Origin of the sequence: Rhizobium sp. 3T7 (assembly GCF_020166565.1) — a bacterium.
GTDB lineage: Bacteria > Pseudomonadota > Alphaproteobacteria > Rhizobiales > Rhizobiaceae > Rhizobium.
On record NZ_JAIQXS010000008.1, the window covers coordinates 1 to 13,328 of the forward strand.

General features: G+C 53.6%; 10 protein-coding genes. 2 read left to right on the forward strand and 8 right to left on the reverse strand.

The features are described from left to right. Positions 1–321 precede the first annotated feature (321 nt). The 5 genes from K9B32_RS13435 to K9B32_RS13455 form a co-directional block, all read right to left on the reverse strand. Positions 322–1,077 carry a hypothetical protein gene (locus K9B32_RS13435; protein ID WP_224562863.1) on the reverse strand — a complete coding sequence of 252 codons (756 nt, stop codon included), beginning with the start codon at positions 1,075–1,077 and terminating at the stop codon, positions 322–324. A gap of 151 nt (positions 1,078–1,228) precedes the next feature. Next, a complete protein-coding gene (locus tag K9B32_RS13440) occupies positions 1,229–2,260 on the reverse strand; it encodes a hypothetical protein (RefSeq protein ID WP_224562866.1) in 1,032 nt (343 codons plus the stop codon). Positions 2,261–2,262: 2 nt separating this feature from the next. Further along, positions 2,263–2,481: a KTSC domain-containing protein gene (locus K9B32_RS13445; RefSeq protein WP_224562868.1), complete on the reverse strand. Its 219-nt coding sequence runs from the start codon at positions 2,479–2,481 to the stop codon at positions 2,263–2,265. Then, positions 2,478–4,385, reverse strand: coding sequence for an ATP-binding protein (locus tag K9B32_RS13450; protein WP_224562871.1), 1,908 nt, complete (start codon positions 4,383–4,385; stop codon positions 2,478–2,480). Before K9B32_RS13450 ends, K9B32_RS13445 begins: the two co-directional genes overlap by 4 nt. Further along, complete coding sequence (locus K9B32_RS13455; RefSeq protein WP_224562874.1) at positions 4,378–5,580, reverse strand: SIR2 family NAD-dependent protein deacylase; 1,203 nt, start codon at positions 5,578–5,580, stop codon at positions 4,378–4,380. The genes K9B32_RS13450 and K9B32_RS13455 overlap by 8 nt, the downstream gene beginning before the upstream one ends. Before the next feature lie 306 nt (positions 5,581–5,886). Between K9B32_RS13455 and K9B32_RS13460 the strand changes: the two genes are divergently transcribed. Then, on the forward strand, positions 5,887–8,748 hold the full coding sequence (locus K9B32_RS13460) for a class I SAM-dependent DNA methyltransferase (protein ID WP_224562877.1): 2,862 nt from the start codon (positions 5,887–5,889) through the stop codon (positions 8,746–8,748). A 256-nt stretch (positions 8,749–9,004) separates the two neighbouring features. Further along, positions 9,005–9,340 (forward strand): DUF6538 domain-containing protein, encoded by a 336-nt coding sequence (locus K9B32_RS13465; protein ID WP_224562879.1) that lies wholly within the window; start codon positions 9,005–9,007, stop codon positions 9,338–9,340. A gap of 261 nt (positions 9,341–9,601) precedes the next feature. Here the strand turns inward: K9B32_RS13465 and K9B32_RS13470 are convergent, their stop codons facing one another. The 3 genes from K9B32_RS13470 to K9B32_RS13480 all read right to left on the reverse strand — a co-directional run bounded on the left by K9B32_RS13470 (position 9,602) and on the right by K9B32_RS13480 (position 12,986). Next, positions 9,602–10,219, reverse strand: coding sequence for a methyltransferase family protein (locus K9B32_RS13470; RefSeq protein WP_224562882.1), 618 nt, complete (start codon positions 10,217–10,219; stop codon positions 9,602–9,604). A gap of 188 nt (positions 10,220–10,407) precedes the next feature. After that, complete coding sequence (locus K9B32_RS13475) at positions 10,408–11,112, reverse strand: alpha/beta fold hydrolase (protein ID WP_224562883.1); 705 nt, start codon at positions 11,110–11,112, stop codon at positions 10,408–10,410. Positions 11,113–11,219: 107 nt separating this feature from the next. Beyond that, positions 11,220–12,986: an adenylate/guanylate cyclase domain-containing protein gene (locus tag K9B32_RS13480; RefSeq protein WP_224562884.1), complete on the reverse strand. Its 1,767-nt coding sequence runs from the start codon at positions 12,984–12,986 to the stop codon at positions 11,220–11,222. Positions 12,987–13,328: the final 342 nt, after the last annotated feature.

Sequence of the window (13,328 nt, forward strand, 5' to 3'; positions counted from 1 at the left end):
AAGACCGTCTCTCGCCGCTTCGGCTTCCATTTGACGAATGCGGCAATTGCATCACCCGTGTCGAGCAGCGAGTTCTGGATCACGTCCGCAGAGATGTAGATTGTATTCGCCATGCCCAAGCTCCTTTTCGTTGTGGACAGCGAATAGCTAGGTGAGCAATTTCATTCCGTCAATAGGCTATTTTAGCAAAGGAATTCTCATAAAAATCGAAATTTATGGAATATTTTTTAGAATTCCTTTGGTCGAACCGATTTTCTTAGAAAATTCCTTGCAACGAAAGACCTTCGGGTCTCCAGCCAAGGAATTCTCCGAAAAATCCCTTTATTTCGGCCCCGGAACTCCTTTGCCGTCGTCGTCTTTTCGCGACAATTCCTTTTCCCGTCGTACTTCCTCGGCCTCTTTCTCCTTGCGGATATCCCAGTGAATCGCAGCTACCCGGAAATTTCTGACGATCTCATCGCTCGATTCAGCGCGACACATCAACAAATCACGTAGATCGGTTAGGCACGCCTCCTTCAAGTATTTGTGCGTCTCGGGCGGCGACAAGAGCTTGAGGGCGGTCAAAGCGTCTTGTTGCCAATATGGCGCTGTCAGGTCGTACATGATCTGGCCAAGATGGGGCTTGCTGCCCCACAGTTGATAACGCTCTGGAAAAAGCTCGCGGTCGGGATCGGCCTCCCACGCAGTTTTAATCTCGGCCTTTCGACTGATGCGAATACCGCGCTCATCCAGCATCCGGTTCCATTGCTCGCGGCTGAAGCCATCACAATGGTCGTCGTGACCGGGCCTGGGCGCAAAGTCGTTTGCCGGATCGGGTGTCCAATCCTTGGGTTCTGGGGCGGGATCGGGCCAATGGATATACGAGCGCCGGAAGGTCGCAAGGATCGATTCCTGCATTGCTATTACGGCCAACAGGAAGAGTAAGAGCATCTGCTGCCGCCGCCTGCGAGCTTCCGCGATCTGACGGCGAAGCCGCTCAATGCGCCTGCGATATTCGTCTTCTCGCCGCCGCCGTTCGCGGCGTCGGCTTTCTTCCTGCTTTTTGACTTTTTCCTTTTGAGTGGGCCTAAGCTGCATCGCGATCTCCTTTGAACAAGGATCGCTATCGGCGGAGGTTAGGACAAGACACTCCGATTGGGTAACGTTCGGAGGCTGGGGCTCCGGATGCAAGTAGCCACCCTTGCGGACGCCATCTGACCGTCGATGGCAAGCGCCCGCCAGGGTATACCTAAATGGCCTTTATCTCTCTCTCCAGCAGTCGGAACCTGTCCCTTACTTCTTCTCCCGAATAAAAATCGAGAAGGTCTTCCTTTGTGAACTGTCCATCCTTCAGGAATTTCGCCATATATCTCTGATTAAACTCCATCGACAGCATGCTTTTGTCGAGCTGCAGTAATATCTTTTTGCAATTTTCAATATTTGAATTCACTAACGATTTAACACTCAGAGCTTCATTGATGTCCTTGATAATTCTATTGACAATAATAGACATAATATCTTTGTCGAACTCGATAGATTTTGTATTGATCGCGATATCTCGCGCCAACATATAAGCTATCGTAAGGTTCCGGTAATCGCCTTTGAGCGAGTCTATGATCGCAACGAACCCTATCGCAGGTATATACCTCACGTCTTGAACAGCGGATAAGATGCCGCCGTCGACCAGGGACGCGTCGAAAACAATAATGCCAACCCTACCGTCGCGGTTCGCTTGAGCTTCAATGAGCTGACTCCAGGCAGTATCGCTCTTCTTCGTGAAGATATCTTTTGATTGAATATCTCCAAGTCGAATGCCCTTATCAAACTTGCACTCGATAGCAATTTTAATATCATTGCTGCCGTCAATGTAACAAACGATATCGCCAGTCTTGTTTTTATGTAGACTACCTGCTGCGTTTCCCGTCAGTTCAACCCTATCAGAAAGGCGACGCTCCGAGAGGAAAGCAGAAAGGTATTCGGCTATCTCCTCTTCAGCGAGATTACCCTTGACCGACGACTTGAAGAAAAGCTCCTTCTTCATGTCGAAAATCAGCTTAAGGCTTTCCAGCTCCGTCCCTAATTCGTTGGATGTTTTTGCAAGGAAGGATGATATCCGATCTTCCATAAGAGCCAGAACGCCGATGTAAAGAGCCCTATGGAGCTTCTCGTCTCGGTCAGCAGCAGGGAGATTGTCGAAGAAACTAAAGAGTATCTGATTTTCGACCTCAAATGAATTCACTTGAAGTCGTTTTGTCTGGTGATTCAGAGTTACAATTGGCATTTCTAAACTTTGCTATAGCGATAAACGCCCTTGATGTTTGCCGCGAGGTACTGCCCCTTCGAGGGTGCTTGTTCGAATTCTTTGCTGACGTGCGAAGGAATATCGTAGTATTCGTAAACGCCGCCATTCTGAAAAGCCACTTCTAAAGTGTACGTAGACTCATTGTATCTAATTGAATGAATGTTCGATGATTCAAATGAAGGATAAGTATGCCAGGTCATTGCTTCTGTTCCTCTTCAACTTGTCGAACAATGCGAGGGTTTTGCTGCCGCCAAACTAGAACGAACTCGTCGTAATTCGGGTTCTCTTCCATTGAAATATTCCAGCCACCTGGGATCATTGATAATTCAGGAGCCAAATCATCGCATACCACCGGGTCTTGGCTGTCGGGGCGTTGATCTTTTGGAGGGGCTTGTATCAGTGTTCGCATCGGCAGCCCGACAGCTTCGCCTAATATGATGGCCTCACCCGTTCTCAGAATCGGAAGCATGTTTGTCAATCCCTCCAGATTGTCCGTCAACACACTTGTAATGTGGGAGCGGTCGGTTGCATTGCTAAGCCTCAGCGCAAAGAACGTACCGCATTGCGACAAAATAGTGGGGTTGATTTCAGACGGGCGCTGACTGACGATCATCGCGCCAATACCATACTTCCGTCCCTCTTTCACAATTCGCTGGACAATTGACGAAGCTGCCCCGTGGAAATTGTCATTCAAGTATGTGTGCGCCTCCTCCATAACAATCAGCAGGGGCCGCTCCCTGCCGCCCTGCGATAGGTTACGCGCCCAGAACAAGGCGTCGTAAAGCACCCGAAGCAGGATGCCGATGATGTCATTCATCAGCGTCGTCGGCACTCCCGACAGATCAAGAATCGTAACTGGCCTGGCACTACCGAGCCAACTTTGCATCAGTTCGGCCAGATCGGCCTCAAGCTCACCATCTTCTTTCGGCTGCCACTTCCCTGGCCTGAGCACGAAATCGAACCGAGAAATTCGCAGCTTTGCGCCCAAACTATCGAGTTGCGCTCGTATGTTGAGGGGGTCAGGCAACCAATTAATCTTCTCGGGGTCGTCCTTCACAGATTTCGGCTTGCGAAACCTTGGGGGAACGCCCTTCTCTGCATCTCCCACTAAATCGTCACCAGCCGCGTTCTTCTCGTACGCCCAATTGGCGCGGATGGGCGTTTTTCCACCGTCCGAATAATACGTACCAAACTCAAGACAATAGAGATCATACCAAAGGCGGTTGAGGGAAAACGGGATCGGGCTATCGACGCTCAGATTGTCAAGAGTGATGCCTGGCTGCGGATATTTTTGGAGGGTTTCCGTCTTTAGTTGGATTATCCTCTCCATGATGACATTCTTCGCCTTGCCATCAGACGGTAAGCTGCCGAATGTCACCCCTAGTAGCTCATCAAAACTCATCGCCCAGAACGGGATTTGGAGCGGCCTTTCGTGATCATTGTGGGGGTCCGGATTGACCTTGTAGATGTTCGCGCGATCACCAAGCGCCTTTGAATACTCGCCATGGATATCAAGAACCACTATTCTTGCCGATGGGAAGCGACTGGTGTCGGCTAGGGCGTTTAGAAGGCCAGCTACCGTAGTTGACTTACCTGACCCGGTTGTGCCGACAATCGCAGAGTGTCGTGTGACGAGCTTGTTGATATCCACCAGAGCTTCAATTGATTCACTGCCAGCAATATGGCCCACCTTAACTAGATGGTGCTGCTCCGCCTTTCTGCCATAGATAGAGGCCAGGTCGTTTTCAGATACGAGATGAACCTCATCTTCGATGGTCGGGTACTGCGAAATCCCGCGTTGGAACTTTCCGCCTTTGTATCCCTCGCCTATCAGCTGAACTTTGATCCATCTATGCCCGTTGGGCATCTCGGCGGCCATGCGTTCAGGGACTGCGCTGGCACCCACCTGCGAGACAATTCCGAAAAGCTCAACGTACCCAATAGGGATTTTCACGAAACTCCCCACCTGACCAATTCGATATCCCTGGCCATTTACAAAACTGAGACCCGAGAACTGATTTCCTTGAAGAGTCACGCTGACGGACGTTCCGCTGACATCCTGCACCGTTCCTAGCAAGGTGGCTTGGCTTGCGAGTTCATCCATTGGCGTCGTCACCGGCCGCAGTGATATTTCGGAGCAAGTTTCCAAACTGCATGAAGTCTCCGAGCTTCAGCTCGCACGTTTCCCCCTTTTCGTCAGGAACGACGATACCGCCCGGCAAGGGGAAAGGTAGATCGGAATATTTCCATTTACCTGGAGTACGACCAACAATAGCGCCGTCGAAGGCAAGGACGCTTAAGTTAGGCGTGCCAAGTCCACATGTTCTAGCTTGTCCGTACTTCTCGTCATTCAATTGACCAAATAAGAGCGCGAATACATGCGCAGTCGGATTAGACGCCAATGTTCGGCAAATCACGTCGTTGATATGCTCGTCACCAAATGAATATCCGGACATAAACAATATAGATGAAGGCCTGAGCAAAAATTCCTTTAATCTGTCTAGCATTGCCAAGTATGGCATCTTTCGGCTTTGATCATATTTCAAATGCGACGGATATATTAGGTGCTTCTGCCCTTCTGTTGGTTGATCGGACCTGACGACATTGTTCGTTTTATCTAGTTGCCAGTTAAGCGATCCATGGATTTTCCAAAGGCGAGACCATCGTGCCGGAAGATCACCTTCGTTTTCCACCGCCCCTAAATCGAAGAACGCTCTCCGGGTGCCGATAAAGCCGTCAAAATACGGCGCAGAGGACTCCTCAAGAGCCTGCTCAAGTAGCAGGTCATAGTTAGTCGTAAAGATGTGAACAGGCTGCTCTCGTTTGATAGACCGCGTCCAAACAGCTAGATTGTGGTACGGAGTCTTCGAGTTAGGCAGCTCTTGATCTACTACCTTGGAAATTATTGTACAAATATCTCTATCTAAATTCGACAACTGGTCGGCGGTGAGGTCTCTGACAGTACCTTTTCCGGCCACGCTCGCCAGCAATCTTATCTGTGTGAGCACGTGTTCAATGTTCTTATCGTTGCCGCCATCCTGCCGAACAAGGCTGATTACTCGGTCCCAGGTCGTTGGCTTGTCGGAGTTAGCGCCTTTTAGCTTCTCATTGATAATCCCTGTGAGACCAACAACATCCGGTATCAGCGCATCCGAGACAACCTTATCACCCTCTTCGCGGTGATTTACTCGAACAGAGAGGGGACACCCAGCACCAATAAAGAAGCCGAGATGCTTCCTATTTTGCGAGAGCGCCTGCTGGACATAGCTTACTTGCCTGACAACGTCGTGAGTAGCCATCCGATGCCTTTGGGTTGCTAAAGAATCACATTGCTGAATCGAGGTATTTTCTTAGCACGCACGCTTTTGGGGATGAATGTTAATCACTCAACCCTCGATGACCAACTTCACGTTATCCCACGCTGATTGGGCCGCTCCCGCACCGAACTGGAATAGATGCCGCCCATGCGGATGCCGCACGCGGATCATGGCTCAAATGTCCGTAGAGGGAGAAGGGAGACCGAAGTTAGGTCCCCGCACTGGACTCAGTTCTCGTTGCATTGCGAATCTGATTTAACTGCCAACGATCAACAGGCAAGTCAAATCATGCAACCAAAAGAATTCACTCAAAAATGGTCGAATTCGGCGCTCAAGGAACGCTCCGCAGCCCAGGAGCACTTCCTCGACCTTTGCCGATTACTGGACGAGGCGACGCCAGCCCAAGTTGATCCCACCGGCCTTGACTACGGTTTTGAGGTAGGGGCGACGAAAACGACGGGTGGCAAGGGATTTGCAGACGTTTTCAAGCGTGGTTTCTTTGCATGGGAATACAAGGGAACGAAAGCCAACCTCGACACCGCATTTGCCCAGCTCCAACGGTATGCCGTTGCACTCGACAACCCACCGCTACTGGTGGTCTCTGACATTGGCAGCTTGATCCGCGTCCATACCAACTGGACGAACTCCGTCTCGAAGGTCTACGAGATTCCGATCTCCGACTTGGGAGACCCAGAAAAAAGAGGGTGGCTCAAGGCCGTCTTTTCCGATCCCGAGACACTTCGACCCAAAAAGACCAGACAGCAACTCACTGAAGAAGTAGCGGGTGACTTTGCCAAGCTCGCACGCTCGCTTCGTGAACGCGGACATGCGCCCGAGCTGGTAGCACATTTCATCAATCGTCTCGTGTTTTGCATGTTCGCCGAAGACGTCAAGCTTCTTCCTGATGGTATCTTCACAAGGATGCTTGAGCGGGCACTTGAAGAACCGGCAGAGTTTGAGGCATTTGCTCGTGATCTGTTCGCTGCAATGAAATCAGGTGGTCGCGTTGGCTTTGAGCGCATCGCATGGTTCAATGGCGGACTATTTGATGATGATTTGGTGATTTCACTTACCAAAAGCGAAATCAAAATCGTTCGCGATGCGGCCGCCCAATACTGGGGCGACATTGATCCCTCAATTCTTGGTACGCTTTTCGAACGCGGTCTCGACCCTGAAAAGCGTAGTCAGCTGGGCGCTCACTACACAGACCGCGACAAGATCATGATGATCATAAATCCAGTGATCGTGGAGCCGTTAGCAGCCGAGTGGGAACAAGCCAAAGCAGAAATTACTGCCTTGATGGACAAGGCCTCCGCTGGCAAAGGCGGAGGGAGAACCAAGGCCAAGAACCAGGCCCAGGGCGTTTTGGATGGGTATCTAAAGCGGCTCGGCGATTTTCGCATTCTCGATCCGGCATGTGGTTCGGGTAACTTTCTTTATTTAGCACTGCGAGCCTTGAAGGACCTCGAACATAGAGCCCAGGTGGAAGCCGAAGCACTGGGGCTGCCAAGGGGATTTCCCCGCATAGGGCCAGAGGTTGTAAGGGGTATCGAGATCAACCCTTATGCTGCGGAATTGGCACGGGTGTCAGTCTGGATCGGGGAAATTCAATGGATGCTGAAAAATGGCTTTTCAGCGAGCGAGAATCCTATCCTGAAGCCGCTTAGCAACATCGAGTATCGGGATGCTCTTTTGAACCAGGTAGCGGGTGATGCTGGCGAAGGCAGCTTTACGGAGGCGAATTGGCCCCAGGCGAACGCTATCATCGGGAACCCTCCGTTTTTGGGAGGGAAGTGGATGAGAAACGAATTAGGGTCAGAATACACTAACGCTCTTCGTGCTGTTTATTCTGGGCGCATCGGAAATTCCTCCGACTTAGTATCGTACTGGTTGGTCAAGGCTGCAGCGCTGATCTCGGAAGGTTCTGTCGAGCGGGTAGGATTCGTCACAACCAATATGGTGAGGGCTCCTGTGAACCGCGTCGCAATGGACGCTGTTGCCGCGAACAACATTTTTGCAGCCTGGCCCGACGAGCCTTGGGTAGTCGCCGGAGCGAGCGTTCGAGTTTCGATTGTCTGTTTTGGAGGTCCGCAAAACGGCGGCTCTCTCAACGGAAGCTATGTGCCCCAAATATTCGCCAATCTGACGGGCGGCAGCAAAGATCGGTCCACGCCAGCTACTCTTGTGGCAAATACGGGTCTCTGTGCGCGTGGCATTGAACGAGGTGGCGCATTTGATGTTCTCGGAGATGCGGCACGGTCTTGGTTATTATCACCGCAAAACGTCAACGGCAGATATAACTCCGACGTGTTGCGTCCGTTCGTCGCTTGGTCCGATTTAGCCGGACGCCCGAGGGATTGCTGGATCATCGATTTTTTTGGTCTGGACGAATTGGCGGCCTCCCAGTTCGAAGAACCCTTCAATCATCTTCTTTCTGCAGTGAAACAAGTTAGAGCATCAAACAACGAGGGGCGAACCGCGAGCAATTGGTGGAAATTCCGACGGTCCGGTGATGACGTGCGGGCCATATATGGTCGCGGAACCCGCTTCCTTGCCACTGGACTCGTATCCAAACACAGAGTCTTCAGATGGGTTTCGGCTGGCTATGTGCCGGACACCAGAATTGTTGCTATCGATAAAAACGATGACACTACCTTTGGTATCCTGTCGTCGAGGTTTCACGAGATTTGGTCGCTGAACAACTGCCAGTTTCACGGTGTCGGTAATGATCCAGTATACACCCCCGGCAGTACCTTCGAGACCTTCCCGTTCCCTAAGGGGCTGACACCCGACATTCGCGCTGACCAGTACGCAACTGATCCCAGGGCCGTCAAAATTGCAGATGCCGCGAAACGGCTAAACGATCTACGAGAAAACTGGCTAAACCCTCCAGACCTAGTTCGCCGAACCCCAGAAGTTGTGCCTGGATTTCCAGACCGGATCGTTCCTGCCAACGAAGAGGCCGGAAAAATATTGAAGAAGCGGACGCTGACAAACCTATATAACGAGCGTCCCACTTGGTTAGACCTTGCACACAAGGCCCTGGATGAGGCTGTAGCAGCAGCATATGGTTGGGCGGCCGACCTGACGGAAGAAGACGTGCTTGCCCGTCTGTTCGCCCTCAACCAAGAGCGGGCAACTGAACACTAAACAGGTCGTCGCTTATCAGGCGAAATGTTGACATTTACCGGATCGCTCCGTACACAGAAACAAGCTCGAAAACGTACCCAAAAGTCCCACAAGGCATTGTTTTCGTTTCTAATCCAGGCTCGCGCCGGTGTGCCCGCTTCCTCCCTCCGGGCCCACCAATCCCCTTCTGAGGGATTGTAAAAAAATATTTAAATAAAATCAATGCTTTACTCTGCCGCGCTGTTACATGAGAATGCTACACAGCGAGGTCAGAAGCATGACCAAAGTGACCGGCCTTGTCAGACGAGGAAGCACCTACAGCATGCGTCGGCGGGTGCCGACTGACCTAGTCGAAGCACCTGGCAAGAAGGAAGTCGTGATCGGACTTCACACGTCCAAACTTGCGGCCGAAGCAGCACGGCACGAGAGCGTCCGTCCGGATATGATGTGGACAACTCACCGCGAGGCGCTGAAGCGGGGCGAGGCAGTGGACCCTGATCGCGTCGTGTCAGAGACGGAACTTAGACGCGCAGTGGTAGGTGACTTCTGGAAGCGCGAGCAAGCTGCCACCGCCCTGCCCGACGAGAGCGAAATCCGCGAGAACGTCGAATAAGACATCGGGCTCTTTCGACCTTCCCTAAAACTTGATAGTCCCTCCAGCGATCGGATTGATCCCCGAATGTCGCGTTTGCCGGCCCGAGAGGTGAGGTCTAGCCCCCTCTTCGCAGCCTCTCGGCTGGCACGCATTGCGAAGAGAGAGCGAGCTATGAACTTGGGGTCGTTTGCGGGAGGGGGCGGAATCCTACGCCAAGCGCGGGTCCTGCAGAGCAGAGTGGTATCGTGGAGCAAGAGGCATCCGCTCACCAGAACGTGACTATGGAAGGTGAAACAGGGTGACCGTCAGTTCATTGACGTGCAAATATTCGAGCAGTTCCAGCGCAGGATAGAGCATCACGAAGAAAATCGCGTCTCGAAAGGTCCTCGCCAGGGGGCGTGTCGAGAAAGTCACTTCCTTTGCGGATTTGAACAGCCTGAAGTCCGGCCAGAAGAACGGCACGGTTTCGGCATATAGCCCGTATCGCGCCCCAAACAAGCTTCGCAGATCGCTTTCTTCCCTTTTTGCCGTGTAGTAGGACACGATGCAGGAGCCAGCGCACAGAGCGACGGCGAGAGCGATCGACCCATAGTAAAGCCCAGCGCCGGTGACGGCGATCGTGGAGGAAAAATAGAGCGGGTTTCGTGTCACGGAATACGGTCCCGTCGTCACCAACGAGACGTTTTTCTTGTTGCCGATGTACAGGATTGACCAAAGACGGCCGAACACCCCGGTCAGTACAAGCAGAAATCCGGATACTTCAAAGAGATCGTGGATGGGGGACCTCTCGCTGATAGCCGGGCGGCACAGGATCATCACGATCATCACCGATGCCGCAAACAGCCACAGGAACGTTATTCTATTTTTCTGCCGGAATGGCTTTTGAACCGCCGTCATTGTTATCTTTCACTGCGGGCACGCCTTAGTTGCTCTGATCGAACGCAATTGGCCCGACATTCTTCGGGTGGCAAGACCTCTAATGCCTGGTTTTCCGTCTTCGCGGCCTGGAACCCAATGGCGGACACAACCTATCCTCGCCAGAAGCTAAGCCAGCTGGGTTCGAACGCCGTTGCCAGTTCGCACGGCTAGCGGGGCGCGCGGTCCTTCAGCTTCTCAAGCCAAGGTATGATCGCATCGGTCAACGCTTGAGGCTGCTCGATCGGTATCATGTGTCCCGATCCTTCAATCACGATAAGGCTAGAACCGACAATGCCGTGAACCAGTTCGCGAGCCTCATCGAGGGTGCGTAGTCGATCGCCATCAGCGGCGATGACGAGACTTGGACACGTTATGGCGTGCAACCTCTCCAAATCCCCGCCTCTCGCTTCGTTGGCATGACGAATGAAAACATCCGCGCCAACATGCTCGCTCATGGTGCGTACTCTTTGGATCATCGCCTCGTCCGAAGAGCGGCTTTGGTGCAACGAGCTAATGATGGCACCTCGGCTCAGACCATGGAAGCGCTCAGGATCGACCAATTTGACCGAGAACTTCTTGCCTTTCGCCTGCTCGTCCGTGTCACCTCTGGCAGACGTTGCTATCAATATCAGAGCCGTGACCCGTTCCGGCGACTTGCGCACCACTTCGCGCGCAACATAACCGCCCATTGAGAAGCCGATCAGGACGAATGTGTCCGGCCCCTCGGCAAGGACTAGGTCTGCCATTTCGGCCATGGTAGTCGCGCCGCTGAGATCGATCGCTTTCACGCGCGCGATGGCCTGCAATGTCGGGAGGAGGTCATCCCAAAGGGATGCATCTGTCATGAAACCAGGGAGGAGTATGATGTTCATTTCCGGACCTGTCAGTTTTCCAGGCACGGTCTAACATTTCCATGGCGTAACGGCCAACTGAATGGGCTGTGGTAACAATGCTTTCGAAGGCAAGTCCTAGACTGGCGTCAGCGCTCCGGCAATCCTGCTTGCCGCAAGCCGTTAGTCATCTCATCTGCCCATCCCGGTACGTCCCGAAACACAGGACGGGTCATGTAACGCTCGATCGTAAAGTCCGGCTCGGCTGCCAACAGCCTCTTTGCGGCCCATCGGGCCGTTTCATGGTCGCCAGCCATGGCCGACCAGGCAGTCATCATCCGGTAGGGCCAGGTCACCTCTGGATGTCTGTTGACCACCTCACGGGCAATGGACACTGCCTCGGAAAGGGAGCCTGCCAAGGCCAACGAGAGAGCGAACCCCATTCTCATGTTGAAGGCTAGCGGGTCCGCCGGACTAAGCGTCATCGCTCGCTCGAACCGCTCCCTGGAGCGATCAGGCTCGCCTTTGTAGCTTGCAACCCAGCCAAACCTGGCCCATGCCCATGAGCTGTTTGGATCGAGTGCCAGCGCTCTTTGCAGGAAGGCCGCCGCTCGCTCCTGATCGCCGCAGTGGCTCAATGCGCCCCCGACCGCAGTCAAAGCAGTCGGATCGTCGTCAATCGACGGCGTTGCAGCCTCGACGGCGCTCAATGCGAGTTCCAGTTCCCGTTCCGGCTCCTCGGTCCAAATATATCCGACGTTCTGGGCGTGGCACCACGCCAGGAATGCGTGGGCTCGGCCGTAAGCCGGGTCAATGGCAATGGCACTTTGCAGCAATGGAATTGCCAGTTTGATGGCGTCCTTATTGTGGCCCCAGAGGTATGGGTAGGCGCGCATGACAAGGTCGTATGCCCGCAGACTGCTTGGCGGCTTGCGCTTCGACAGCTCGATTTCTGCGCTGCGGATCGCCGGATGTATTGCGCCCGCGACCTGCGCCGCGATCCTGTCCTGGAGCTCGAAGAGGTCCTTGGTCGCGCCCTCATAACGCTCCGACCAAAGCTGAGTCCGCCGCTCGGCGTCGACCAATTGGACGGAAATGCGAAGCCGATCCCCTCCCCGGCGGACAGTCCCTTCGACCACGTAAGTGACGCCGAGTTCCCTGGCAACGTCACGCACATCGACGAAACGCCCCTTGTACGTGAACGCGGACTGACGCGCGATCACGAAAAAGTCTCGAACGCGGGACAAGGCCGCGGTGATCTCCTCCACCATTCCGTCAACGAAATACTCATCGCTGGGACCACTCAGGTTGTCGAAGGGCATAACCACGATCGACGGCTGATCTTTCCCGAACCGCGTCGCGAGCAAGGGCGCAGGCCCATCACCGCCCTGATCAGGCATATCTCGCGACCAGTCGACCCGAAAGACCCAGATTGGCCGCGGGATGTTCTTCAAAGCCCGTTCGCCAAGGCTGGTCAGCGTGAACGGAACCTTTCCGTCCAGATGCTCGCGCACTGATCCGGATATGCAAATGCCTGTGGGGGCGGCCATTTCCTGCAAGCGCGCCGCTATATTGACGCCATCTCCTAAAAGATCGTCGCCTGACACCACCACATCGCCTAGATTCACGCCGATCCGGAACTCCAGGCGACGATCTCGTGGGAGGTCTTCCGAAAGGCCGGGAAGTTGACGTTGGATTTCAACCGCGCAACGGACGGCCTGAACAGCACTCGGGAATTCCGCAACAAGTCCGTCACCCGCGCTACCAAATATGCGACCGCCGTGCTCGCGAACCAACGTCGCAATCCGATCGTGGCACAAGCCGAGCGCGCGAACCGTGCCCTCCTCATCCAGCGCCGCAAGGCGGCTGAAGCCGGCAACGTCTGTGGAGAGGATGGCTGCAAGCTTTCGATCCACTGAAGTGCTCGCTCCTGCGGTACAAAATTGCCAGAGCAAATAGTCTCACATTTTCGCTGAATTCGATAGAAGCGCCCCCGATCTGCCTCGCCTCGACTACAATCCATCAAGGCCACCGCAACCGGTCTCCGGAAATTAGGACTGCGACATACCGACCATGTCTCCGAATAGAGACACCGACGAGCATTAAAGAAAGACGTTCTGCCGGGTTTTACGCAGTGACATCCTGCTCGCGACGCGTAGTCCTAGCGGCGGCAGCCTTGCGCGCGCGATCTCGACGTAGTTAAGCTGTTGCTCAATCAGGATTGAGTTCCGTCCAAGCCTGTTACAGGTCGCGCCGAC

Excerpts from the sequence above, each read along its gene's own strand:
- K9B32_RS13435 (WP_224562863.1), bottom strand. The coding sequence starts at position 1,077 with ATGCAGCTTAGGCCCACTCAAAAGGAAAAAGTCAAAAAGCAGGAAGAA.
- K9B32_RS13440 (WP_224562866.1), bottom strand. The coding sequence starts at position 2,260 with ATGCCAATTGTAACTCTGAATCACCAGACAAAACGACTTCAAGTGAAT.
- K9B32_RS13445 (WP_224562868.1), bottom strand. The coding sequence starts at position 2,481 with ATGACCTGGCATACTTATCCTTCATTTGAATCATCGAACATTCATTCA.
- K9B32_RS13450 (WP_224562871.1), bottom strand. The coding sequence starts at position 4,385 with ATGGATGAACTCGCAAGCCAAGCCACCTTGCTAGGAACGGTGCAGGAT.
- K9B32_RS13455 (WP_224562874.1), bottom strand. The coding sequence starts at position 5,580 with ATGGCTACTCACGACGTTGTCAGGCAAGTAAGCTATGTCCAGCAGGCG.
- K9B32_RS13460 (WP_224562877.1), top strand. The coding sequence starts at position 5,887 with ATGCAACCAAAAGAATTCACTCAAAAATGGTCGAATTCGGCGCTCAAG.
- K9B32_RS13465 (WP_224562879.1), top strand. The coding sequence starts at position 9,005 with ATGACCAAAGTGACCGGCCTTGTCAGACGAGGAAGCACCTACAGCATG.
- K9B32_RS13470 (WP_224562882.1), bottom strand. The coding sequence starts at position 10,219 with ATGACGGCGGTTCAAAAGCCATTCCGGCAGAAAAATAGAATAACGTTC.
- K9B32_RS13475 (WP_224562883.1), bottom strand. The coding sequence starts at position 11,112 with ATGAACATCATACTCCTCCCTGGTTTCATGACAGATGCATCCCTTTGG.